Origin of the sequence: Aminobacter sp. LjRoot7, from assembly GCF_964252895.1 — a bacterium.
Classification (GTDB): domain Bacteria; phylum Pseudomonadota; class Alphaproteobacteria; order Rhizobiales; family Rhizobiaceae; genus Aminobacter; species Aminobacter aminovorans_B.
Genome location: NZ_CAXUPX020000001.1, coordinates 1,024,920 through 1,047,930, shown reverse-complemented (window position 1 = coordinate 1,047,930; position 23,011 = coordinate 1,024,920). Strand labels below are relative to the sequence as shown.

The following is a 23,011-nucleotide window of genomic DNA, read 5'->3' as shown; positions in this document are numbered from 1 at the left end:
GAGCACAAGCCAATGGCCGATCCCTTCCTTTCCATCCAGAGCGTCAAGAAATCCTTCGGCAACGTCGCCGTGGTCAAGGACTTCAACCTCGATGTCGGCGCCGGCGAGTTCGTCTCGTTCCTCGGACCATCGGGCTGCGGCAAGACCACCATGCTGCGCATCGTCGCCGGCTTCGAGGAACCGAGCGCCGGCAAGGTGCTGATCGGCGGCAAGGATGTCACCGGCCTCAAGCCCAATCAGCGCAACATCGGCATGGTGTTCCAGGCCTATGCGCTGTTCCCCAACCTGACCGTCGCCCAGAACATCGGCTTCGGCCTCAAGGTCGCCGGCATGCCCAAGGCGGAGGCCCAGGCGCGCATCGACGAGATGCTCGGCATCATCAAGCTGCCCGACTTCGGCGACCGCTATCCCTACCAGCTCTCCGGCGGCCAGCAGCAGCGTATCGCCTTGGCGCGCGCGCTCGCGCCCAAGCCCAAGCTCTTGCTGCTGGACGAGCCGCTGTCGGCGCTCGACGCCAAGGTTCGCATCTCGCTGCGCGAGGAAATCCGCTCGATCCAGAAGAAGCTCGGCATCACCACCATCTTCGTCACCCACGACCAGGAAGAGGCGCTGTCGATGTCCGACCGCATCGTGGTGATGAACGAGGGCCGCGCCGACCAGACCGGCACGCCGTTCGAGATCTACAACCGCCCGTCGACCAAGTTCGTTGCCAATTTTGTCGGCACCCTCAACGTGCTCGAAGGCACGATCAGCGACGCCGCCTCTGGCACGGTCAAGATCAACGCCGAGGAGATCGGCCTCAAGGGCAAGCTCAACGGCTCCAAGTCGGGCGACACGCTGTCGCTCGCGCTGCGTCCCGAGGCGATCTCGCTCGGCCGCAAGGCCGGCAACGACTCGAACCTCACCGGCCAGATCGCCGACGTGCATTTCCTGGGCTCGGTCATCCGCGTCCGCGTCGGCGTCGGCCCGAACGTCGTCTCGCTCGACACGTTCAACAACTCTTCCACCCCGCCGCCCGTCGTTGGTCAAAAGACTGAAATCAGCTTTTCCTCGGGCGACGTGCTGGTGCTGCACTAGGGGGCGTTGGCGCCCGGCGCGCTCCGATCATTGGCTTTGCGGCGAGGCGGGGATTTCTCCGCCTTGTTGTATTTTGGGGTAGGCGGCTGCCTTGCTGCATTACGCGAGGCCTTTTGGTGTTTTGAGCGGGAGAGAGTTTCCGCGGTCTCAGAATTTTTTGTGGGACATAGGGCGCCGGTGCTGCCACAGGCCAACCTTCGCCGCCGTGATCCTTCGCACCCCCTCTGGCCTGCCGGCCATCTCCCCCACAAGGAGGGAGATTAGTCACGTCGCCGGCGGTGCCCATTCTGCCTCGTTGGAGGGAAATTCCAGCGGCATTGGCGAAAATGGCGATTTACCGAGGCGGCGATGACAGCCTGATCTCCCTCCTTGTGGGGGAGATGGCCGGCAGGCCAGAGGGGGGTGCGAAGGATCACCAGGCTGAAGGTTTGCTTCGCAGGGCGCGACCGAACCACCCTTTGAACCCGCTCCCTGTCAGTATCTTTGTCACCAACCACCGTGGATAGCCGCGCCGGTTTCTCCACGCCCCAAACACCTCCCGTACAATTCCCCTCGCGATCTTCCACGGGACCCCGGTGCGCACCGGGCAGCGGGGGGAAGCGCCGGTGCCGGGCTGGCAGGAGGTCGGATCTCCTGCTGGGTGATGAGCCCCCAAGCCCGGGCCTTGCGGCGGCTGGCGGTGAAAGCCGAGGCGACTGAGCGGGGCAAGAACACCGAGCGGGGCGCGAACGTCGCGCCACATACTTACAATCGGAAGGCACGGCCTCGCGCCCCGCTTCCCGAAATTTTTCTCCCGAGACGGGAGCGTTCTTTGACAATGGCCAGGCGCGAAAGCGAGCGTGGCAGTGAATAAATTTGGCGCCACCACCGCCGCCGTCATCCCGGCCGAGCGAAGCGAGAGCCGGGACCCATTGACTGGACCATCGTGAAGCAGGGCCGGGTCCTCGCTTCACCGCCCTTCGTGAGCCGACCTGCGAACCCAAACCCCGGCTGCGCTAATCAATGGGTCCCGGGTCTCGCTGCGCTCGTCCGGGATGACGGCTGCGCGGTTGTCCGCCACGCGTGTCGAAGGCCTTCCCAAATCGCCCGCCGCCCTGTCTACTCCGGCCATGGCCTTCACGCTTCGCCAGCTGCAGTTCTTCGTCGCCGTCGCCGAGCAGGGTACGATCTCACGCGCGGCGCAGAATCTGTCGATCTCGCAATCGTCGGTCACCGAGGCGATCAAGGAACTGGAGGGCGATCTCGGCGTCGAGCTGTTCGAGCGCCATCCGCGCGGCCTCAACATCACCCACAAGGGCCACCAGTTCCTGCGCCACGCCACCAAGATCCTCGCCGACGTCTCCGACGCGCGCCGCACCTTCTTCGGTGGGCAGGCGACGGCCACCGGCCAGCTCAAGCTCGGTGTCACCTCGCTGGTTGCCGGCTACGTGCTGTCCGACCTGCTCGCCCGCTACCGCCGTGCCCATCCGGCTGTCGAGATCTCGGCGATCGAGGACAATGGCGATTATCTCGAACACCTGCTTGTCGGCGGCAAGCTCGACCTCGCCGTCATGGTCACCTCCAATTTGCGCGACCGCATGGCGCTGCAATCGGAAATCCTCGAGGTCTCCGCCTATCGCCTCTGGCTGCCGCTCGGCCATCCGCTCGCCTCGGCCGAAATCATCAGCGTCGGCGACATCGCGTCCGAGCCGCTGATCATGCTCTCCGTCGACGAGATCGAGGAGAACACCGGCAAGCTGCTTTCGGCCATCGGCGCCAAGCCGCATGTCGCCTTCCGCACGCGCTCGGTCGAGGCCGTGCGTTCGCTGGTGGCGACAGGGGCAGGGGTGGCGCTGCTGCCCGACCTGGTTTACCGGCCTTGGTCTCTGGAAGGGGACAGGATCGAGTCCCGCGACGTCTCCGGCTCGCTGCCGGTGGTGCAGGTCGGCATGGTTTGGCGGCGCGGCTCGTCGCTGCCGGCTGCTGCGCGCGATTTCATCGGCATCGCGCAGGCGCAGCGCACCGTCCGCCAGAAGCTCTGACGCATCCGTCCGGTATCGGAAAAACCGATATCACCCTTCTTTCGAATGAATTTGCGAAACCTGCGCTTTCGCAGCACCTTTCGTTTCAGGGCAACACCGCCGATGGGAGAGCGGTTCCTGCACATGGGAGGATCGAGATGAAGGCATTTCTGAAATCCTGCACGGCAATCGCCTTGGCTTGCAGCTTTTCCGGCCAGGCGGTGGCGCAGGTCAAGGAAATCGGCAAGGCCGAGGGACAGGTCAACATCATTGCCTGGCCGGGCTATATCGAGCGCGGCGAGACCGACAAGAATTACGACTGGGTGACGGAGTTCGAAAAGGCGTCGGGCTGCAAGGTCAACGTCAAGACTGCCGCGACCTCCGACGAAATGGTCGCGCTGATGAACGAGGGCGGCTTCGACCTCGTCACCGCCTCGGGCGATGCCTCGCTCCGCCTCGTCGCCGGCAAGCGCGTCCAACCGATCAACACCGACCTGGTCAAGAGCTGGTCGACTGTCGACGAGCGCCTCAAGGATGCGCCGTGGTTCACCGTCGACGGCCAGCATTACGGCGTGCCCTATCAGTGGGGCCCGAACGTGTTGATGTACAACACCAATGTCTTCAAGGAAGCACCCAAGAGCTGGAGCGTCGTGTTCGAGCCGATGGACCTGCCCGACGGCAAGCCCAACAAGGGCCGCGTCCAGGCCTATGACGGCGCGATCCATATCGCGGATGCTGCCAACTATTTGATGGCGCACAAGCCCGACCTCGGCATCAAGGATCCCTACGAACTCAACGAGGACCAGTACAAGGCAGCGCTCGACCTGCTGCGTGTCCAGCGCACGCTTGTCGGCCGCTACTGGCACGACGCCATGATCCAGGTCGACGACTTCAAGAACGAAGGTGTCGTGGCTTCGGGCTCGTGGCCGTTCCAGGTCAACCTGCTCGGCTCGGAAAAGCAGCCCGTCGGCTCGACGATCCCGGAGGAGGGCGCCACCGGCTGGGCTGACACCACGATGATGCATGCCGAGGCCGCCAACCCGAACTGCGCCTATATGTGGCTCGAGCATTCGTTGAACCCCAAGCTGCAGGGCGATCTTGCCGCCTGGTTCGGCTCGAACCCGGTGGTGCCGGCTGCGTGTAAAGGCAATGAACTGCTCACCGACGCAGGCTGCAAGGCCAACGGCTTCGAGGACTTCGCCAAGATCAAGTTCTGGCGGACGCCGGTGTCGAAATGCGCCAGCCAGAACGACCAGTGCGTGCCCTACTATCGCTGGGTGTCGGACTATATCGGCGTGATCGGCGGCCGCTGAGGCCGGCAACGAAACGATGCCCCCCTCGCCAGGCCGCTTGCGGCCAACCCTCTCCCTCAGGGGAGAGGGGGCGGAGGGCACCAACCGACCTGAAACGATCGCCTGACGGCGGCAGACAAGCATCGGCGGCCGTGGGTCGGCCGGATGCGCAGCCATGCCAGGCTATCACCTGGGTGCACGTGGCCCAGACATCGGAAGCTGAAGACGATGACCCCAGCAGTCGCCTTTCAAAAAACCTCGCGCCACTTCGGCGCGGTGCGCGCGGTCGATGCCGTCGACCTCGAGATCAAGCCCGGCGAGTTCTTCGCCATGCTGGGACCCTCGGGTTCGGGCAAGACCACTTGCCTCCGGCTGATCGCCGGTTTCGAGCAGCCGACCTCGGGCAGCATCTCGATCTTCGGCGAGCGTGCCGAGGGCGTGCCGCCCTACCGCCGCAACGTCAACACGGTGTTCCAGGACTACGCGCTGTTCCCGCATCTCAACGTGCTCGACAACGTCGCTTACGGCCTGATGGTCAAGGGTATCGGCAAGGACGAACGCCACCGTGCCGCCGAAGATGCACTGAAGCTCGTGCAGCTGCCGGGTTATGGCAGCCGCAAGCCGGGCCAGCTGTCCGGTGGCCAGAGGCAGCGCGTGGCGCTTGCCCGTGCGTTGGTCAACAAGCCCAAGGTCCTGCTGCTCGACGAGCCGCTCGGCGCGCTCGACCTCAAGCTGCGCGAGAGCATGCAAGAAGAGCTCAAGCAGCTGCAGAAGGCGCTCGGCATCACCTTCGTCTTCGTCACCCACGACCAGGGCGAAGCACTTTCGATGGCCGATCGTGTCGCTGTCTTCAACGACGGCCGCATCATGCAAGTGGGTGCGCCGGAGGAGATCTACCAGCGCCCGGCCTCGCGCTTCGTCGCCGATTTCGTCGGCTCGTCCAACGTGCTGCCGCCCGACTTCGTCCAGCGCTACGCCGGCCAGCACCGCTGGGGCAGCCTTCGGCCCGAGCAGATCCGCGTCCGCGCCGATACGTCGGGTGACGGTGTGGCGGCACGCGTCGTTTCGCGCCACTATCTCGGTGCGGCCACCAAGCTGTCGCTCGACGCCGATGGCTTGAGGCTGCACGCGACGCTGCCGTCGGGCACGGCTGTCCCCGAGGATGGCGCCCACGTCATGCTGACCTTTAACCGCGACCAGCTTCACCTCATGGAGGAGCAGGCATGAGCGTCCAGGCTGTGTCAGGCACGTCGGATGTGACTGCTGCGATCCTGCCCCGGCGCGGCGGGTTGGCCGGGTCGTTTTCGGACCTGTTGTGGCGCAAGCCGGGGCTGCTGCTGTTCCTGATGCTGGCGCCGCCGCTGCTCTGGCTCGGTGTCGTCTATATCGGCTCGTTGATCGCCCTGTTGGCGCAGAGCTTCTTTTCGATCGATGAGTTCTCCGGGCTGATCAGCCGCGAGCTGACGCTCAAGACCTATGGCGACCTGTTGCAGGCGGCCAATCTCGACATCATCGTGCGTACCGTGACGATGGCGGCCGTGGTGACATTGGCCTCGGCCGTCATCGCGTTCCCGATTGCCTACTACGCCGCGCGTTATGCCCGCGGCACGTGGAAGGCGCTGTTTTATCTCGGCGTCATGCTGCCCTTGTGGTCGAGTTACCTGGTCAAGATTTATGCCTGGAAGCTGATCCTCGCCAAGGAAGGCATCCTGACCTGGCTGTTCGCCAAGCTGCATCTGTCGTGGCTGCTCGACAGCTGGCTGTCGCTGCCCGTCGTCGGCGGCAACTCTTTGTCGGTGTCGTTCACCGGCACCTTCATCGTCTTCGTCTATGTCTGGCTGCCATTCATGATCCTGCCGATCCAGGCGGCCCTCGAGCGCGTGCCCAGCAATCTGGTCGAGGCCTCGTCGGACCTTGGCGCGTCGCCAGGGCAGACGTTCCGCAATGTGCTGTTCCCGCTGGCGCTGCCCGGCATCGTCGCCGGCTCGATCTTCACCTTCTCGCTGACGCTCGGCGACTACATCATCCCGCAGATCATCGGCACATCAAGGCTGTTCATCGGGCAGGCCGTTTATGCCCAGCAGGGTACCGCCGGCAACATCCCGCTCGCCGCCGCCTTCACCGTGGTGCCCGTCGTCATCATGGGCTTCTATCTCTGGGGCGCCAAACGCATGGGGGCCTTCGATGCGCTCTGACCGTTCGCAATCGGCCCCGACGGGCCTGAAGATCGCTGCTGCTGCAGGGCTCGCTTTCCTGCACCTGCCGATCCTGCTCATCTTCGTCTACGCCTTCACCACCGAGGAGAAGAGCTATCAGTGGCCGCCGCCCGGCTTCACCACGCAGTGGTTTGCGGTGACGTGGGGACGCGCCGACGTCTGGCAGGCGCTGGGACTTTCGGTGCAGGTCGCGGCGATCTCGACGGCAATTGCGCTTGTGCTCGGCACGCTCTGCGCGGCTGCCGTCAGCCAGACGCGCTTCTTCGGCCGCGAGGCGATCTCGCTTTTGGTCATCCTGCCGATCGCGTTGCCCGGCATCATCACCGGCATTGCGCTGCGTTCGGCCTTCAGCCTGGCGGAGATCCCGTTCTCGTTCTGGACGATCGTGCTGGGCCACGCGACTTTCTGCGTCGTCGTTGTCTACAACAACGCGGTGGCGCGGTTCCGCCGCACTTCGGGGTCGCTCATAGAAGCGTCGATGGATCTCGGCGCTGACGGCTTCCAGACGTTCAGGCATGTGATCCTGCCCAACATCGGCACGGCACTTCTTGCCGGCGGCATGCTCGCCTTCGCGCTGTCATTCGACGAGGTCATCGTCACCACCTTCACCGCCGGACAGCAGCAGACGCTGCCGATCTGGATGCTGGAGGAACTGGTGCGGCCGCGCCAGCGCCCGGTCACCAATGTCGTCGCCATGGTCGTCGTGCTCGCGACCCTGCTGCCCATCCTCGCCGCCTATTACCTGACCCGCGAAGGCGACCAGATCGCCGGCGCCGGCAAATAAGATCGAAAGGGAGAAATCATGGACACCCAGATGCTCATCGGCTCGAAGTTCGAGCGGGGAACCGAGACGGAAGAAGCCATCCTCAACCCACGTACCGGCGAGACGATCCTCAGCCTGCCCGAGGCTTCGCCGGCACAGATCGAGGCGGCGGTCGCGGCGGCCCAAAAGGCTTTCGTGACGTGGTCGAAGACGACGCCGGCGCAGCGCTCAGGCTACCTGCTCAAGATCGCCGACCGGATCGAGGCCGAGGCGGAAGGCTTTGCCAAGCTCGAGGCGCTCAACTGCGGCAAGCCGATCAATGCCGTGCTCAATGACGAGATCCCGGCCATCGTCGACTGCTACCGCTTCTTTGCCGGTGCGGTGCGCTCGATGCCTGGGCTGGTGGCGGGCGAGTACCTGCCCGGCCACACCTCGATGATCCGCCGCGACCCGGTCGGCATCGTCGCCTCCATCGCGCCGTGGAACTATCCGCTGATGATGATGGCGTGGAAGCTGGCCCCCGCAATTGCCGGCGGCAACACGGTCGTCTTCAAGCCGTCGGAACAGACGCCGCTGACGGCGTTGAAGCTCGCGAAAATCCTCGCCGACGTGCTGCCCGAGGGCGTGGTCAATGTCGTGCTCGGGCGTGGGGAGAGCGTCGGCAACACGCTGATCAACCATGCGGCGGTCAGCATGATCTCCATCACCGGCGACGTTGCCACCGGCAAGAAGGTGCTGCAGGCGGCGGCCAAGTCGGTCAAACGCACCCATCTCGAACTTGGCGGCAAGGCGCCGGTCATCGTCTTCGACGATGCCGACATCGACGCCGTGGTCAGCGGCTTGCGCGCCTTCGGCTACTACAATGCCGGCCAGGACTGCACCGCGGCCTGCCGCATCTATGCCGGCAAGAAGGTCTACGACAAGCTCGTCGCCGACCTGTCGTCGGCGGTGTCGACCATCCGTTTCGGCCAGGCTGACGATACTGAAAACGAGATCGGGCCGCTGATCTCCCGTCGTCAGCGCGACCGCGTCGCCTCCTTCGTGGAGCGCGCCTCGGAGCTCAAGCACATCGAGATTACTACTGGCGGCAAGCCGGGCGAGGGCGGCGGCTTCTATTACCAGCCGACGGTGGTTGCCGGCGCGCTGCAGGAAGACGAGATCGTGCGCCGCGAGGTGTTCGGCCCGGTGGTTTCGGTAACGCGCTTCTCCGACGTTGACGAGGCGGTCAACTGGGCAAATGACAGCGACTACGGCCTGGCGTCGTCGGTGTGGACCAAGGACATCTCGCGCGGCATGTCGACGGCGGCGCGGCTGCAATATGGCTGCACCTGGATCAACACGCACTTCATGCTGACCAACGAGATGCCGCATGGCGGCCTCAAGCAGTCTGGCTATGGCAAGGACATGTCGGTCTACGCGCTGGAGGATTACACTGCGGTGCGTCACGTGATGATCGCACATGGGTAGCTTTCTTCTCCCCGTTCACGGGGAGAAGATGCCGGCAGGCAGATGACGGGCTGAGCCACGCTCGTAGATTGAAGCGCCGCCCCTCATCCGGCCCTTCGGGCCACCTTCTCCCCGTGAACGGGGAGAAGGAAGAGATCAGCCGACCCCGTATTGCGTCATAAGTGCCGTCATCCGCGCTGTTGCGAATTCAGGTTTGTCGAGCACATTGGCCTCGTCGGCGAGGCGGAAGATGTCGGCGTAGTGCACCGCACCTCGCGCCGACTGCATGCCCGCGGGCATGGTGAAGTGGCTCTGGTGGCCGTTGAGCCAGGCGAGGAAGACGACGCCGGCCTTGTAGTATTGCGTCGGCGCCTCGAAGATTTTCCGTGACAGCGGAACCGTCGGCTCGATGGTGCCGCGGAAGGTGGCGAGGTCGCCTTTGGCCAACGCCGCCAGCGCCTTTGATGCCTGGGGTGCAACCGCATCGAATATGCCGAGCAACGCGTGGCTGTGGTGTGTGCCGTCGCCTTCGATCAGGGCGGCGTAGTTGAAGTCGTCGCCGGTGAAGCAGAGCACGCCTTCGGGTAGACGGCGGCGCAGTTCGACCTCATAGGCCTGATCAAGTAGTGAGATCTTGATGCCTTCGACCTTGTCCTGGTGATCGGCGATGATGGAGAGCACAGTCTCCAGCGTATCCTCGAAGCGGTCGCCGCCCCAATAGCCGTTGAGCTCGGGATCGAACATGCCGCCCAGCCAGTGCAGGACGACCTTGTCCCTGGCCTGGCCGAGGATGCGGCCATAGACCTTGCGGTAGTCGTCGGGGGATTTCGCGACATGGGCAAGCGCACGGCTGGCCATCATGATCGCGCGGCCACCATGCTTTTCGATGAAGCCGAGTTGCTCTTCATAAGCCGCGATCACGTCATCGAGCGAGCGAGCTTCGCGCTTGTCCAATTGGTCGGTGCCGGCGCCGCAGGCGAGGTCGGCGCCTGGGACCGTGCGCGCTTCGGCGAGCGAACGACGGATCAGCTCCTGCGCGCCGGCCCAGTCGAGCCCCATGCCGCGCTGCGAGGTGTCCATCGCCTCGGCGATCCTGAAGCCGAGCGACCAGAGATGATGGCGGAAGGCCATGGTCGCATCCCAGTCGATGGCCGGGTTGTTCCAGGGCGTGACATCCGCCCACGGGTCGGAGACGACATGGGCAGCCGCATAGGCGATGCGGTTGAAAATGGGAGCGGCTCCAGGCCGTTCGGTCGGTGTGCCGACAACGGCGTAGGTCTCGATCGAGCGGTCTGCCCGCGGAAGCTTCACTGCCTTGGCCATGGGTTCCTCCCTGATCGGTTGCATCTCGTAATTTAGATCGTTCCAAATTTCAAGTTGGAATTTCGTGGTCTGGTGCAGGCGTACCCGTCGATCAGTCGGTGCGTCGTTGGGCCGAGATGATTCAGGTGTCAAAAGGCATTGCAAATCGTTTGAAAGGGCAAATTGTGTACAATTTAGGCATTTCTGTACCCATGGTCCCTTGCGTGCAGCCGTTGTGAAATCGATGGCGTTACCGTTCATCCTTGCTTGACAGTTTGGAACGTTCCAATTATTTGACTCGGAAAAGGGAGCCAAAGACACTTCCCCGGGAGGTTCGTTTTGAAGCAGACGAAGGTGACAGTCGTCGATGTTGCGCACGCCGCCGGCGTGTCGAAGTCGACCGTGTCGCTGGTGCTCCAGGGCAGCTCGCTGGTGAATGAGGCGACGCGAGCCAAAGTGGGTGCGGTCATTCGTGAGCTTGGCTACGTCTACAACCGCGGTGCTGCCAATCTCAGGCAGTCCAAGTCGAAGATCGTCGGCATCGTCGTCAACGACCTGACCAATAGTTTCTTTGCCGAGCTTGCCGTCGGCATGGACATGGTGGTGCAGTCGGCCGGCTACATCCAGTTCATGGCCAACACCTCCGAAAATGCCGATCGCCAGGGCGAGGTGATCGCCTCGATGCGTGAGCACGGCATGGCCGGGCTAATCCTGTCGCCGGCGCGCGGCACGACAGCAGCCGATCTCAAGCCGCTTGTCGACAGCGGCATTCCTGTCGTGCTGGTGGCGCGCAATGTGCCGGGGCTCAAGGTTTCTTCCGTCGTGTCGGACGGGCACGCAGGTGCTGCGGCGGCCGTGCGGCATCTGATCGAACTCGGTCATCGGCGCATCGCCTTCCTCGGCGGGTTCAATGACACGGCTGTCTTCGACGAGCGCATGCGCGGCTTCCGCGACGCGCTGGTGGAAGCCGGCCTTGATGCCTCGGACGAGCTTGTCATCAGCTCCGCACCGTCGCGTGCGGGCGGTGTGGCGGCGGTCGAGCGCATGCTTGCCATGCGCGATCGCCCGACAGCCGCCCTTTGCTTCAACGATGCGGTGGCGTTTGGCGCCTGCGATGGCTTGCGCAGCGCTCGCATTGAGCCGGGCGTCGACTTCGGCGTCATCGGCTTCGACGACGTGATCGAGGCCAAGACCGCGGTGCCGGCGCTGACCACCGTTTCGGTCGATCCGCAAGGCATGGGCCGCCGAGCGGCACAGCTGCTGCTCAAGCAGATCAATGCCGGCGATTTCGACGCCGAGGCGCTGGTGGCGACTGTGCGGCTGGTGGTGCGCGAGAGCTGCGGTGCGCCGCAACGGGTTAGGGAGCTTACGGCATGACGCGCTGGGGTCTGATCGGGGCGAGCACCATCGCCAAGGAATGGGTCATCGGCGCGATCCGGGCGACCGGTGGCGAGGTGGTGTCCGTCATGAGCACCAATGCCGAGCGCGGCCGGGCCTATGCCGAGGCGAACGGCATCGCGAAATCTGTGACGTCGCTCGAGGACATCGTCGGCGATGACGGCGTCGACGCTGTCTACATCTCGACCACCAACGAGCTGCACCTGGAACAGGCGATCGCAGCAGCTGGGGCCGGCAAGCACGTGCTGTGCGAGAAGCCGCTGGCGCTGGCACTCGACGACGCGTTGGAAATGGTGAAGGCGGCGCGTGAGGCGGGCGTGGTGATGGGCACCAACCATCATCTGCGCAATGCGGCGAGCCATCGGGCGATGCGCGATGCGATCGCTGCGGGCCGTATCGGCAAGCCGTTGGCGGCGCGGGTGTTCCACGCCGTCTACCTGCCGCTGCATCTGCAGGGCTGGCGGCTCGACAAGCCGCAGGCCGGCGGCGGTGTCATCCTCGACATCACGGTGCATGACGCCGACACGCTGCGCTTCGTGCTCAATGACGATCCGGTCGAGGCAGTGGCCTTCAGTCAGGTTGGCGGGATGGGCCAGGCGGGGCTGGAGGACGCCGTGATGGGCGTGCTGCGCTTCAAGTCGGGCGTGATCGCCCAGTTCCATGACGCGTTTACTACCAAGTTCGCCGAGACGGGTTTCGAGGTGCACGGCACCGAGGGTTCGCTGATCGCGCGCAATGTCATGACGCAGAAGCCGGTCGGCTCGGTCGTGCTGCGCAATGCCGCCGGCGAACACGAACTCAAGCTCGACCAGCGCAATCTCTATGAGGCGGGGCTGCAGGCGTTCCACGACGCAGTCACCGGCAAGGGCAAGCCCTCGGCGACAGGCGAGGACGGCGTGTGGTCGCTGGCGACAGGTTTGGCGGTGGTTAAGTCGGCCGCGACCGGCAAGGCGGTTGCCATCGAGGCGGGGCTCTGATCATGGGCAAGCACATCACCCCTGATCAGGCCGCAGCACTCATCCCCGATGGCGCCGTTGTTTCGGTGTCGTCGTCGAGTGGGCTCGGCTGCCCCGACCTGATGCTGAAAGCCATCGGCGAGCGCTTTGAGGCGACGGGTCATCCACGCGAACTGACAACACTGCATCCGATCGCCGCCGGCGACATGAGCGGCATCAAGGGCGTCGACTACATCGCTAAAAAGGGTCTGCTCAAGAAGATCATCGGCGGCTCCTATCCCTCGGGTCCGTCGAGTGCCGAACCGCCGCTGATCTGGCAGATGATCGGCAATGAGGAGGTCGCGGCCTACAACGTGCCGTCAGGAATCATGTTCGACATGCATCGCGAGGCTGCCGCCAAGCGGCCGGGCGTGATGACCAAGGTCGGGCTCGACACATTCGTCGATCCGGAGCGGCAGGGCTGCGCCATGAATGCGCGCGCCGCGGCCGAACCTCTGGTCAAGAAGGTCAGCTTCGAGGGCGAGGACTGGCTGTTCTTCCCCGCGATCAAGCCGCAAGTGGCGATCATCCGTGCGACGACATCAGACGAGCGCGGCAACCTGACCTACGAGCATGAGGGCGCTTATCTCGGCGGGCTCGACCAGGCGCTGGCCGCGCGTAACAATGGCGGCATCGTCATTGCCCAGGTCAAGCGCATTACCAAGGATGGCTCGCTCAGGCCGCATGACGTGCGTGTGCCCGGCATGCTGGTCGACTACATCGTCGTCGATCCCGAGCAGAAGCAGACGACGCAGACGGCCTACGACCCGGCGATCTCGGGCGAGATCATGCGTCCGCTCGACAGTTTCCGCGTGCCGGAGTTCAATATTCAGAAGGTGATCGCGCGCCGCGTGGCGCAGGAACTGGAAGCGGGCAGCGCCGTCAATCTCGGCTTCGGCATCTCGGCCAACGTGCCGCGCATTCTGCTCGAAGAGGGGCTGCATGGTGAGGTTACCTGGGTGATCGAGCAAGGTGCGGTCGGCGGCGTGCCGCTGCTCGACTTCGCCTTCGGCTGCGCGTCGAACGCCGACGCCTTCATGCCGTCTCCCTATCAGTTCACCTATTTCCAGGGCGCGGGTTTCGACGCTTCGCTGCTGTCGTTCCTGGAGATCGATCGCAGCGGCTCGGTCAACGTCTCCAAGCTCAGCTTCCGGCCGCATGTGACGGCGGGTGCCGGCGGTTTCGTCGACATCACCGCGCGGGCCAAGAAGATCGTCTTCTCCGGCATGTTCAACGCCGGCGCCAAGCTCGACATATCAGGCGGCAAGCTGGTCATCGACAAGGAGGGCAAGCTCAAGAAGCTGGTCAACGAGGTCGAGCACGTCACCTTCTCGGGCCGCCGCGGCGTCGAGCAGGGCCAGGACATCACCTATGTCACCGAGCGCTGCGTGATGAAGCTGACACCTCAGGGCATCGTGCTGACCGAGATCGCGCCTGGCGTCGAGTTGCAGGCTCATATCCTGGATCAGTCCGAGTTTCCGTTGATCGTCTCCGACAAGCTCAAGCAGATGGAGGCTTCTCTGTTTGCCGACGCGCCGATCGGGCTGAAGCTGCCGCGCAAGCCGGTGCGCAAGCTGGAGGGCATCAATGGCTGACCAGCGCATCAAGGTCGAGTTCTACGGTCCTGTTGCCATCATCACGGCGGCCCGGCCGGACAAGCTGAATGCCTTCGACATCGACATGCTGAAGGCGCTGGCGGCGGCATGCGACGAGGTCGAGGCCAATGCCGACATCCGCGTTGCGATCCTGACCGGCGAAGGCAAGGCGTTCTCGGCCGGCGGCGACATCAAGGCCTGGGGGGGCATGACGCCCAGCGAATTCGGCCATGCCTGGGTGCGCTTCGGCCACCGCGTGTTCGAACGGCTGGCGACGCTGCGCATGCCGCTGGTCGCTGCGATCAACGGCCATGCGCTAGGGGGCGGGCTGGAGCTGGCGATCGCCGCGGACATCCGCATCGCCGAACGTCACGTGAAAATTGGCCTGCCCGAGACCGGGCTCGGCATGGTGCCGGGCTGGTCGGGCACGCAGCGGCTGGTGCGTCGCGCAGGAGCACAGGTGGTTCGGCGCATGGCGCTGGGCGGCGAGGTGTTTTCCGCCGACGAGGCAGCAGCGCTCGGGCTGGTCGACGATGTGGTCGAGACCGGCGAGGCGGTGGCTGCCGCGCGCGACTATGCGGCCAGGATCGCGGCGCGCGGTCCAGCGGCAGTCGAGGTCGCAAAACTGATGATCGCGACCGCAAACGGCGAAGACAATGGCACCGCCGTCGAGGCGCTGGGCTCGATTCTCGTGGCCAAGACCGGAGACCTCAAGGAGGGGCTCGCGGCCTTCAGCGAGAAGCGTGCCGCCAAATTTGCAGGAGAATGGTGATGACGGTCCTGATGCGCCCCAAGCCGCTCGACGGCTTCAAGGTCCGCGAGTTCAACATGCTGATCGACGGCAAATGGACCGCCGGCGCCGAAGGCAAGATTCTTGAGCGTGCCAGCCCCGGCCATGGCGCCGTGGTCAGCCGCTATCAGGCCGCGACCGCTGTCGATGCGAACCGCGCCATTGCCTCGGCACGCAAGGCATTCGACGACGGCCATTGGCCGCGCATGACCGGCGCCGAGCGTTCGCGCATCCTGCTGCGAGCCGCCGACATCATCGATGAGCGCGCCGACGAACTCGCCTTCCTCGACTGCATCGAGTCGGGCAAGCCGATCTCGCAAGCCAAGGGCGAACTCGGCGGTGCCGCAGACATCTGGCGCTATGCCGCAGCGCTTGCGCGCGACCTGCATGGCGAGAGCTACAACACGCTGGGCGATGGCACGCTGGGCGTGGTGCTGCGTGAGGCGATCGGCGTGGTGTCGATCATCACGCCATGGAACTTCCCCTTCCTGATCGTCAGCCAGAAGCTGCCCTTTGCGCTCGCCGCTGGCTGCACGGCTGTGGTCAAGCCGTCGGAACTGACGTCAGGTTCGACCCTGGTTCTGGGCGAGATCCTTGAGGCCGCGGGCGTTCCGGCCGGCGTGGTCAACGTCATCGTCGGCACCGGTCCGGAGGCGGGCGCGCCGCTGACCAGCCACCCCGATATCGACATGGTGTCGTTCACCGGCTCGACCGGCATCGGCAAACTGACAATGGCCAACGCTGCGCAGACGCTGAAGAAGGTGTCGCTGGAGCTTGGCGGCAAGAACCCGCAGATCGTGTTTCCCGACGCCAATCTCGACGACTTCATCGATGCGGCCGTGTTCGGCGCCTATTTCAACGCTGGCGAGTGCTGCAATGCCGGTTCGCGCCTGATCGTGCATCGCGAGATTCTGGACGAGGTGACCAGCCGCGTCGCCGCATTGTCTGCGAAGGTCAAGGTCGGCGATCCGCTCGACCCTTCGACACAGGTTGGTGCTATCATCACGCCGCAGCATCTTGCGAAGATCGTGAGTTACGTGAAAGGTGCGAGCGAGAACGGTGCGAGCGTTGCTGTCGGCGGAACTGCCGCTGATCTCGGCCTCGGCCAGTTCATGGAGCCGACGATCCTGTCGTCGGTCGCCCCCGACATGGCGGTGGCGAAAGAGGAGGTGTTCGGACCGGTGCTTTCGGTGCTTGCCTTCGAGACCACCGATGAGGCGATCCGCGTCGCCAATTCGATCGACTATGGCCTGTCGGCCGGCGTGTGGAGCCGCGACTTCGACACCTGCCTGACTGTCGGTCGCCGCGTCCGCGCCGGCACCGTCTGGATGAACACCTTCATGGATGGCGCGTCGGAACTGCCCTTCGGTGGCTACCGCCAGTCGGGCATCGGCCGCGAGCTCGGCCGCCATGCGGTCGAAGACTACACCGAGACCAAGACGCTCAACATGCATATCGGACCGCGCACCGGCCACTGGATGCCGAAGGAGGCGCGCGGCTGAACGGAGGATTCCCAGAGGCGGGGCCAAAGGGATTTTATGACACGCAATGACGCGTGAGGAACTTGCAACCCGGGAGGAACTGGAATGCGTAAGTTTTTGATGAGTACGGCAGCTGTGGCGGCGCTGTTTGCCGCGCCGATGCCGATGGCACAGGCCGAGGAAAGCGTCGAAGTTCTGCACTGGTGGACGTCAGGCGGCGAGGCGGCGGCGCTCGACGTGCTGAAGAAGAACCTCGAAGGCCAGGGCGTGACCTGGAAAGACATGCCGGTGGCCGGCGGCGGCGGTGAAGCGGCGATGACCGCGCTGCGCGCCCGCGTCACTGCAGGCGATCCGCCCACCGCGGTGCAGGCACTTGGCTTCGACATCACCGACTGGGCCAACCAGGGTGTCGTCGGCGATCTCGGGGAAGTGGCTGACAAGGAAGGCTGGGACAAGGTCGTTCCGGCCGCGCTGCAGAACTTCGCCAAGCATGACGGCAAGTGGATTGCCGCACCTGTGAACGTGCACTCGACCAACTGGGTCTGGATCTCCAAGAAAGCGCTCGACGCTGCCGGCGGCAAGGCGCCCGAGACCTGGGACGAGCTGGTTGCGGTGCTCGACAAGATGCAGGCCAATGGCATCACCCCGCTCGGCCATGGCGGCCAGGCCTGGCAGGATGCGACCATCTTCGACGCCGTTGTGCTGTCGCTGGGCACCGATTTCTACAAGTCGTCGATGATCGATCTCGATCCGGCGGCACTTGGTGGCGACAAGATGGTCGAGGCCTTTGACCGCATGGCCAAGCTCAAGACCTATGTCGACAAGGACTTCTCCGGCCGCGACTGGAACCTTGCCTCGGCAATGGTGATTGAAGGCAAGGCCGGCATGCAGATGATGGGTGACTGGGCCAAGGGCGAGTTCCTCAAGGCCGGCCAGAAGCCGGGCACCGACTTCGTCTGCATCCGCTTCCCCGGCACGCAGGGCGCAGTCACCTTCAACTCCGACATGTTCATGATGTTCAAGGTCGGCGACGACAAGAAGAAGGCACAGCTGCAGATGGCAGCCGACATCGAGGATCCGGCCTTCCAGTCGTCGTTCAACGTGGTCAAGGGCTCGGTGCCGGCGCGCACCGACGTGCCGGACACTGCCTTCGACGATTGCGGCAAGAAGGGCATCAAGGACCTGGCGGAAGCCAGCTCCGGCGGCAAGCTGTTCGGCTCGATGGCCCATGGTTATGCCGCACCGGCCGCGGTGAAGAACGCGCTTTATGACGTCGTGACCCGCCACTTCAATGGCGAGCTCGATTCCAAGGCCGCCGCCAAGGCATTGGCCGAAGCGGTTGCCGCAGCAAAGGGCTGATCTTACTGCGCCGCGCGTCCTTTTGGGGCGCGCGGCACGCTCTTCGTGCCCCGGCTTCGGCCGGGGCACCTCCTGACCTGACAACCCAGAGGCTGGACCATGGCCGATCTCACCACGACCGCACCCCGCGCGGTAACGAACCCGCGCGCGACGTTGCAGGACCTGCTGCCGAAGATCGTGCTGGCGCCGAGCTTCGCGTTAATCCTGATCTTCGTCTACGGCTTCATCATCTTCACGGCCTTCCTGTCGTTCTCCGGCTCGAAGCTGTTGCCCGATTTCTCGACCTGGGTCGGCCTGAACAACTACGTCAGGCTGTTCAACCATCCCAACTGGATCACGGCGCTGAAGAACCTCGCGATCTTCTCGGTGCTGTACATCGTCATTTGCAGCTTCATCGGCTTGGCGTTGGCGATCTTCCTCGACCAGAAAATCCGCGGCGAGGGCGTGCTGCGCCCGATCTATCTCTACCCGATGGCGCTCTCCTTCATCGTCACCGGCGTCGCCTGGAAATGGTTCCTCGATCCCGGCATCGGCCTTGAGCATGTCATGCAGTCGTGGGGCTGGGAGAGCTTCTCGTTCCGCTGGATCAAGGAAGGCCAGATGGCGATCTACACCATCGTTATCGCGGCGGTCTGGCAATCGTCGGGCTTCGTCATGGCGATGTTCCTCGCCGGCCTTCGCGGGGTCGACAACGAGATCATCAAGGCGGCCCAGATTGACGGCGCCTCGACGCTGACGATCTATCGCCGGATCATCATCCCATTGATGCGCCCGGTGTTCCTGTCGGCCTTCGTGGTGCTCGCCCACCTCGCCATCAAGTCCTACGACCTTGTCGTGGCGATGACCGACGGCGGCCCCGGCACCGCGACCTGGACGCCGGCGCTGTTCATGCAGAAGTTCACCTTCGGCCGCAATGAAATGGGCATGGGTGCCGCGTCTGCGATCATCATGATGATGATGATCTTCGCCATCATCGTGCCCTATCTCTACTCCGAACTCGGGGGGAAGAAGAAATGAGTGCCGCCTCCCAGGACGTCGCTACCCGCAACGGCATTTTCGCTCGTGCGCTGATCTATGCCGTGCTCATCCTGTTTGCGGTCTACTACCTGCTGCCGCTCTATGTGATGATCGTCAATTCGCTGAAGCCGCTGGACGAGATCCGCCAGGGCAACATGCTGGCGCTGCCGCAGCAATGGACGATCGCGCCTTGGCTGTCAGCATGGTCGACGGCGCAGATCGGTGTTTCGCCAACGGGCCTCAAGCCCTACTTCCTCAACTCGGTGATGATGGTCGTGCCGGCGGTGGCGCTCTCGACCATCCTCGGCGCGCTCAACGGCTATGTGCTGACCAAGTGGCGCTTCAAGGGTGACAACATCGTCTTTGGCCTGATGTTGCTGGCCTGCTTCATCCCGTTCCAGATCGTGCTGATCCCGTCGGCCCGCATCCTCGGCCTGACCGGCCTTGCCGGCACCATCACCGGGCTGGTGCTGATCCACGCCATCTATGGCCTCGGCTTCACCACGCTGTTCTTCCGCAACTATTACGAGGCATTCCCGACCGAGCTGATCCGGGCAGCACAAATCGACGGCGCGAGCTTCTTCCAGATATTCCGGCGCATCCTGCTGCCGTCGTCGGGACCGATCATCGTCGTCACCGTCATCTGGCAGTTCACCAACATCTGGAACGACTTCCTGTTCGGCTCGTCCTTCTCGGGCTTCAATTCCATCCCGCTCACCGTGGCGCTGAACAATCTGGTGAACTCGTCGACCGGCGTGAAGGAATACAATGTCCATTTCGCCGGCGCGATCCTCGCCGCGCTTCCCACCCTCATCGTCTACATCGTCTCCGGACGCTACTTCGTGCGCGGCCTGATGGCCGGCGCGGTCAAGGGGTAAGCCCATGTCGTTTCTCAAGATCAGCAATCTCTACAAGAACTACGGCCAGGTAGAGATCCTCAAAGACATCAACATCGAGATCGACAAGGGCGGTTTCCTGGTGCTCGTGGGGCCGTCGGGCTGCGGCAAGTCCACGCTTTTGAACACCATCGCCGGGCTCGAGCCGATCACCTCGGGTGAGATCGCCATCAACGGCAATTCGGTGGCCGGGCTGCACCCGTCCAAGCGCGACATCGCCATGGTGTTCCAGTCCTATGCGCTCTATCCGAACATGACCGTGGCGGGGAACATCGCGTTCGGCATGGAAATCCGCGGCGTGCCCAAGGACGAGCGCGAAAAGGCGATCAAGACCGTCGCTGACATCCTGCAGATCGGCCATCTGCTCGACCGCAAGCCGAGCCAGCTCTCTGGCGGCCAGCGCCAGCGCGTCGCCATGGGCCGGGCGCTGGTGCGCAACCCGCAGGTGTTCCTGTTCGACGAGCCGCTATCCAATCTCGACGCCAAGCTGCGCGTCGACATGCGCACCGAAATCAAGCGCCTGCACCAGCGCATGAAGACGACGATCGTCTATGTGACCCACGACCAGATCGAGGCGATGACGCTGGCGACCAAGATCGCAGTGCTCAAGGATGGCGTGCTGCAGCAGTTCGGCACGCCGGCCGAAATCTACAACAGCCCGGCCAACATGTTCGTTGCCGACTTCATGGGCTCGCCGGCGATGAACCTGCTCAACTGCCGCCTCGAAGGCGGGGCGAGCGGGCTCAGCGTCATGCTCGACCGGCCCGGCGACCAGCCGCTGGCACTGCCGATCAAGACGGCCAACGGTGCGCTCAGTGCCTATTCGGGCAAGGAGATCATCTTTGGTGTCCGCCCTGAGGCGCTGACCGACCCTGACGGTGCTGATCGCAATGCCAAGTCGATCGCCGAGGGCGAATGCCTGATCGAGGTGGTCGAACCCGCTGGTTCCGACACCTTTGCGGTGACCAAGCTCGGCGGCAAGGAAGTGGTGGCGCGGCTGCGCGCCGACGCGGCGATCCATGCCGGCCAGAAGACAAAGCTCGCCTTCAACCTGGACAAGGCGGTGTTCTTCGACCCGAAGAGCCAGCTGCGCATCGCCTGACATGTCGAGACAGCCTGATATCGTCATCATTGGTTCGGGTGTCGGCGGCGCGACTGTCGCTGCTGGCCTCGCTGCGACCGGTGCCGAAATCCTGATCCTGGAGACCGGCGGTCACATCGCCGACCGGCCGGAAAACCGCGACCAGCGCGCCATCTTCCAACGTGGGCACTTCCGGCCCGACGAGACCTGGTACGAGGTCGACGGCACGGGCTTCAACCCCGGCAACTACTACAATGTCGGCGGCAATTCGAAGTTCTACGGGGCGGTGCTGACGCGCTATCGCCGCGAGGACTTTGACGAGATGCAGCATCTCGACGGTATCTCGCCGGCATGGCCGATAACCTATGGCGACCTGGAGCCGTGGTATGGGCTTGCCGAGGAGCTCTACCAGGTGCGCGGCACGCTTGGCGAGGACCCGACCGAACCGGCGCATTCGCAGCCCTATGGCCTTAAGCCGGTCGCTGACGAACCGGCGATCTCCAAGGTGCGGGCGCGCCTCAAGGCCAAAGGCGTGCATCCCTTCTCGCTACCGCTCGGCGTCGACATCGACCGCTGGTTGGCCAAGGGCAAGACGCCGTGGGACGCGCATCCCAACAGCTTCGACGGCAAGATGGATGCCGAGACGACCGCGCTGGCGGCGGCGCTGAAGCACGAGAACGTCAGGCTTCAGACCGGCTCGCGCGTGACGCGGCTGGAAGCGGCGGCTGACGGGCGGATCGTCGCGGTCCACTACATCAGCGATGGCGAGACTGCGGTGCTGCGGCCGAAGCTGGTGATCCTGTCAGCGGGCGCCGTGCAGTCGGCGGTGCTTCTGCTGCGCTCGGCCAATGACAGCAATCCCAGCGGGCTCGCCAACCGCTCCGACCAGGTCGGCCGCAACTTCATGAACCACAACTCGACGGCGGTGATCGCCATGAGCCCTTGGTTCCGCAACGACTCGATCTACCAGAAGACTTTCGGCTTCAACGATTTTTACCTCTCCGACGGCGAGGGCGGGCCGCCGCTCGGCAATGTCCAGTTGCTGGGCCGGATCTCGGGCACGATCCTGAAGGGCTCGATGCCGGCGGTGCCGGAGTGGCTGCTGAACCGGGTGACGGCGCATTCGATCGACTTCTATGCCATGAGCGAGGACCTGCCGTCGCCGGACAGCCGGGTGATGATCGACGGCGAGCGCATCGTGCTGAAATGGGTGCGCAGCAACTGGGAGGCGCATGAGCGCTTGGTGGCCAAGCTCAAGCAGGTGCTGCGCAGCGCGGGCTTTCCGCTCGTCGTGTCACGCGCCTTCGACAAGCGCACGCCGTCGCATCAGTGCGGCACAGTGCGGATGGGCAACGACCCCAAGGAGGCGCCGCTCGACGTCTTCTGCCGCGCCTTCGAGCATCCCAACCTGTTTGTCGTCGACGCGAGCTTCCTGCCGACGTCGGCGGCGGTCAATCCGGCGCTGACCATTGCGGCCCAGGCGCTGCGGGTCGCCAACCACATCGCTGAAAAGGATCTGGCGGCATGAAGGTTGCGGCAAAACCTGTCGCGCTGGTGACCGGCGCGCGTCGCGGCATCGGCCTTGCGGTCGCCGAGGCGCTTGCCCGGACCGGCTTCGATCTCGCCATCACCGACCGCGAGGAAGATGCAACCTCCACCGAGGCAGTTTCGGGCCTTGAGAAGCATGGCGCTCGGGTACTGTTTGTCGCCTCCGACCTCGCCGATCTCGATGGCCACGCGGGCACCGTCGACAAGATCGTCGGACACTTCGGGCAGATCGATTGCCTGGTCAACAATGCCGGCGTCGCGTCCAGGGTACGCGGCGATTTCCTCGAGCTGACGCCCGAGAATTTCAACGCCATCATGGCGGTCAATCTGCGCGGCACCGTGTTCTTCACCCAGGCTGTGCTGCGCGCCATGCTGATTGCGCCGCCCACACTTCACCCGCGCTCGGTAATCAACATCACCTCGATCTCGGCCGAGATGACGTCGCCCGACAGGCTCGACTACTGCATGTCGAAGGCCGGGCTTGCCGCCTTCACGCAAGGGCTGACGTTGCGGCTCGCCGGCACCGGTATCGACGTGTTCGAGATCCGGCCCGGCATCATCCGTTCCGACATGACGGCGAAAATCTCGGAGAAATACGACCGGCTGATCGCCGACGGGCTTGTGCCGGTCAAGCGCTGGGGCGAGCCAAACGACATCGGCCGCATCGCGGCAGCACTTGCCAGCGGCGGGTTCGGTTTCGCCACCGGTTCCATCATCAGGGCCGACGGTGCGCTGTCGGTCGCGCGACTTTGAGA

At 64.3% G+C, this 23,011-nt stretch carries 19 protein-coding genes; 18 read left to right on the top strand and 1 reads right to left on the bottom strand.

Annotated features, from left to right (window positions below; all coding sequences use genetic code 11):
• Positions 1 to 12: 12 nt before the first annotated feature.
• From ACSQ3E_RS05080 to ACSQ3E_RS05050, 7 genes are all read left to right on the top strand, one after another.
• A complete protein-coding gene (locus ACSQ3E_RS05080; protein WP_310322465.1) occupies positions 13 to 1,077 on the top strand; it encodes an ABC transporter ATP-binding protein in 1,065 nt (354 codons plus the stop codon).
• Between the two features lie 1,109 nt (positions 1,078 to 2,186).
• Positions 2,187 to 3,098 carry a LysR substrate-binding domain-containing protein gene (locus tag ACSQ3E_RS05075; protein WP_108607052.1) on the top strand — a complete coding sequence of 304 codons (912 nt, stop codon included), beginning with the start codon at positions 2,187 to 2,189 and terminating at the stop codon, positions 3,096 to 3,098.
• A 137-nt stretch (positions 3,099 to 3,235) separates the two neighbouring features.
• Positions 3,236 to 4,390, top strand: a complete 1,155-nt coding sequence (locus ACSQ3E_RS05070; RefSeq protein WP_436121843.1) for an ABC transporter substrate-binding protein — start codon at positions 3,236 to 3,238, stop codon at positions 4,388 to 4,390.
• A 207-nt stretch (positions 4,391 to 4,597) separates the two neighbouring features.
• Positions 4,598 to 5,596 (top strand): ABC transporter ATP-binding protein, encoded by a 999-nt coding sequence (locus ACSQ3E_RS05065; protein ID WP_310322456.1) that lies wholly within the window; start codon positions 4,598 to 4,600, stop codon positions 5,594 to 5,596.
• On the top strand, positions 5,593 to 6,564 hold the full coding sequence (locus tag ACSQ3E_RS05060; protein ID WP_436121842.1) for an ABC transporter permease: 972 nt from the start codon (positions 5,593 to 5,595) through the stop codon (positions 6,562 to 6,564). Before ACSQ3E_RS05065 ends, ACSQ3E_RS05060 begins: the two co-directional genes overlap by 4 nt.
• Positions 6,554 to 7,369 (top strand): ABC transporter permease, encoded by an 816-nt coding sequence (locus ACSQ3E_RS05055; RefSeq protein WP_436121841.1) that lies wholly within the window; start codon positions 6,554 to 6,556, stop codon positions 7,367 to 7,369. Before ACSQ3E_RS05060 ends, ACSQ3E_RS05055 begins: the two co-directional genes overlap by 11 nt.
• Positions 7,370 to 7,387: 18 nt before the next feature.
• Positions 7,388 to 8,815, top strand: a complete 1,428-nt coding sequence (locus ACSQ3E_RS05050; RefSeq protein WP_436121840.1) for a gamma-aminobutyraldehyde dehydrogenase — start codon at positions 7,388 to 7,390, stop codon at positions 8,813 to 8,815.
• Between the two features lie 135 nt (positions 8,816 to 8,950).
• Here ACSQ3E_RS05050 and ACSQ3E_RS05045 read toward each other — a convergent pair whose 3' ends face one another.
• Positions 8,951 to 10,117: a dihydrodipicolinate synthase family protein gene (locus tag ACSQ3E_RS05045; RefSeq protein ID WP_436121839.1), complete on the bottom strand. Its 1,167-nt coding sequence runs from the start codon at positions 10,115 to 10,117 to the stop codon at positions 8,951 to 8,953.
• 318 nt (positions 10,118 to 10,435) lie between these two features.
• Between ACSQ3E_RS05045 and ACSQ3E_RS05040 the strand changes: the two genes are divergently transcribed.
• From ACSQ3E_RS05040 to ACSQ3E_RS04990, 11 genes are all read left to right on the top strand, one after another.
• Positions 10,436 to 11,473 carry a LacI family DNA-binding transcriptional regulator gene (locus tag ACSQ3E_RS05040; protein ID WP_436121838.1) on the top strand — a complete coding sequence of 346 codons (1,038 nt, stop codon included), beginning with the start codon at positions 10,436 to 10,438 and terminating at the stop codon, positions 11,471 to 11,473.
• Complete coding sequence (locus tag ACSQ3E_RS05035) at positions 11,470 to 12,471, top strand: Gfo/Idh/MocA family protein (protein WP_436121837.1); 1,002 nt, start codon at positions 11,470 to 11,472, stop codon at positions 12,469 to 12,471. The genes ACSQ3E_RS05040 and ACSQ3E_RS05035 overlap by 4 nt, the downstream gene beginning before the upstream one ends.
• Before the next feature lie 2 nt (positions 12,472 to 12,473).
• Positions 12,474 to 14,084, top strand: a complete 1,611-nt coding sequence (locus ACSQ3E_RS05030) for an acyl CoA:acetate/3-ketoacid CoA transferase (protein ID WP_436121836.1) — start codon at positions 12,474 to 12,476, stop codon at positions 14,082 to 14,084.
• Complete coding sequence (locus tag ACSQ3E_RS05025) at positions 14,077 to 14,856, top strand: enoyl-CoA hydratase/isomerase family protein (protein ID WP_436121835.1); 780 nt, start codon at positions 14,077 to 14,079, stop codon at positions 14,854 to 14,856. The genes ACSQ3E_RS05030 and ACSQ3E_RS05025 overlap by 8 nt, the downstream gene beginning before the upstream one ends.
• Entirely contained in the window at positions 14,856 to 16,376 is a 1,521-nt protein-coding gene (locus ACSQ3E_RS05020) for an aldehyde dehydrogenase family protein (protein ID WP_436121834.1), read from the top strand. The genes ACSQ3E_RS05025 and ACSQ3E_RS05020 overlap by 1 nt, the downstream gene beginning before the upstream one ends.
• An 84-nt stretch (positions 16,377 to 16,460) precedes the next feature.
• Entirely contained in the window at positions 16,461 to 17,714 is a 1,254-nt protein-coding gene (locus ACSQ3E_RS05015) for an ABC transporter substrate-binding protein (protein ID WP_067958270.1), read from the top strand.
• A 99-nt stretch (positions 17,715 to 17,813) separates the two neighbouring features.
• Complete coding sequence (locus tag ACSQ3E_RS05010) at positions 17,814 to 18,731, top strand: carbohydrate ABC transporter permease (RefSeq protein ID WP_310322429.1); 918 nt, start codon at positions 17,814 to 17,816, stop codon at positions 18,729 to 18,731.
• Positions 18,728 to 19,609, top strand: a complete 882-nt coding sequence (locus ACSQ3E_RS05005; protein ID WP_310322427.1) for a carbohydrate ABC transporter permease — start codon at positions 18,728 to 18,730, stop codon at positions 19,607 to 19,609. Before ACSQ3E_RS05010 ends, ACSQ3E_RS05005 begins: the two co-directional genes overlap by 4 nt.
• 4 nt (positions 19,610 to 19,613) lie before the next feature.
• The gene (locus ACSQ3E_RS05000; RefSeq protein WP_436121833.1) at positions 19,614 to 20,729 is read left to right on the top strand and encodes an ABC transporter ATP-binding protein; all 1,116 of its coding nucleotides are present in this window, start codon (positions 19,614 to 19,616) and stop codon (positions 20,727 to 20,729) included.
• Between the two features lies 1 nt (position 20,730).
• The gene (locus tag ACSQ3E_RS04995; RefSeq protein ID WP_436121832.1) at positions 20,731 to 22,236 is read left to right on the top strand and encodes a GMC oxidoreductase; all 1,506 of its coding nucleotides are present in this window, start codon (positions 20,731 to 20,733) and stop codon (positions 22,234 to 22,236) included.
• A complete protein-coding gene (locus tag ACSQ3E_RS04990; RefSeq protein WP_436121831.1) occupies positions 22,233 to 23,009 on the top strand; it encodes a 3-ketoacyl-ACP reductase in 777 nt (258 codons plus the stop codon). The genes ACSQ3E_RS04995 and ACSQ3E_RS04990 overlap by 4 nt, the downstream gene beginning before the upstream one ends.
• Positions 23,010 to 23,011: the final 2 nt, after the last annotated feature.

Excerpts from the sequence above, each read along its gene's own strand:
- ACSQ3E_RS05005 (WP_310322427.1), top strand. The coding sequence starts at position 18,728 with ATGAGTGCCGCCTCCCAGGACGTCGCTACCCGCAACGGCATTTTCGCT.
- ACSQ3E_RS05070 (WP_436121843.1), top strand. The coding sequence starts at position 3,236 with ATGAAGGCATTTCTGAAATCCTGCACGGCAATCGCCTTGGCTTGCAGC.
- ACSQ3E_RS05020 (WP_436121834.1), top strand. The coding sequence starts at position 14,856 with ATGACGGTCCTGATGCGCCCCAAGCCGCTCGACGGCTTCAAGGTCCGC.
- ACSQ3E_RS05010 (WP_310322429.1), top strand. The coding sequence starts at position 17,814 with ATGGCCGATCTCACCACGACCGCACCCCGCGCGGTAACGAACCCGCGC.
- ACSQ3E_RS05025 (WP_436121835.1), top strand. The coding sequence starts at position 14,077 with ATGGCTGACCAGCGCATCAAGGTCGAGTTCTACGGTCCTGTTGCCATC.
- ACSQ3E_RS05000 (WP_436121833.1), top strand. The coding sequence starts at position 19,614 with ATGTCGTTTCTCAAGATCAGCAATCTCTACAAGAACTACGGCCAGGTA.
- ACSQ3E_RS05035 (WP_436121837.1), top strand. The coding sequence starts at position 11,470 with ATGACGCGCTGGGGTCTGATCGGGGCGAGCACCATCGCCAAGGAATGG.
- ACSQ3E_RS05065 (WP_310322456.1), top strand. The coding sequence starts at position 4,598 with ATGACCCCAGCAGTCGCCTTTCAAAAAACCTCGCGCCACTTCGGCGCG.
- ACSQ3E_RS05080 (WP_310322465.1), top strand. The coding sequence starts at position 13 with ATGGCCGATCCCTTCCTTTCCATCCAGAGCGTCAAGAAATCCTTCGGC.
- ACSQ3E_RS05060 (WP_436121842.1), top strand. The coding sequence starts at position 5,593 with ATGAGCGTCCAGGCTGTGTCAGGCACGTCGGATGTGACTGCTGCGATC.
- ACSQ3E_RS05055 (WP_436121841.1), top strand. The coding sequence starts at position 6,554 with ATGCGCTCTGACCGTTCGCAATCGGCCCCGACGGGCCTGAAGATCGCT.
- ACSQ3E_RS05050 (WP_436121840.1), top strand. The coding sequence starts at position 7,388 with ATGGACACCCAGATGCTCATCGGCTCGAAGTTCGAGCGGGGAACCGAG.
- ACSQ3E_RS04995 (WP_436121832.1), top strand. The coding sequence starts at position 20,731 with ATGTCGAGACAGCCTGATATCGTCATCATTGGTTCGGGTGTCGGCGGC.
- ACSQ3E_RS05015 (WP_067958270.1), top strand. The coding sequence starts at position 16,461 with ATGCGTAAGTTTTTGATGAGTACGGCAGCTGTGGCGGCGCTGTTTGCC.
- ACSQ3E_RS05045 (WP_436121839.1), bottom strand. The coding sequence starts at position 10,117 with ATGGCCAAGGCAGTGAAGCTTCCGCGGGCAGACCGCTCGATCGAGACC.
- ACSQ3E_RS05075 (WP_108607052.1), top strand. The coding sequence starts at position 2,187 with ATGGCCTTCACGCTTCGCCAGCTGCAGTTCTTCGTCGCCGTCGCCGAG.
- ACSQ3E_RS04990 (WP_436121831.1), top strand. The coding sequence starts at position 22,233 with ATGAAGGTTGCGGCAAAACCTGTCGCGCTGGTGACCGGCGCGCGTCGC.
- ACSQ3E_RS05030 (WP_436121836.1), top strand. The coding sequence starts at position 12,474 with ATGGGCAAGCACATCACCCCTGATCAGGCCGCAGCACTCATCCCCGAT.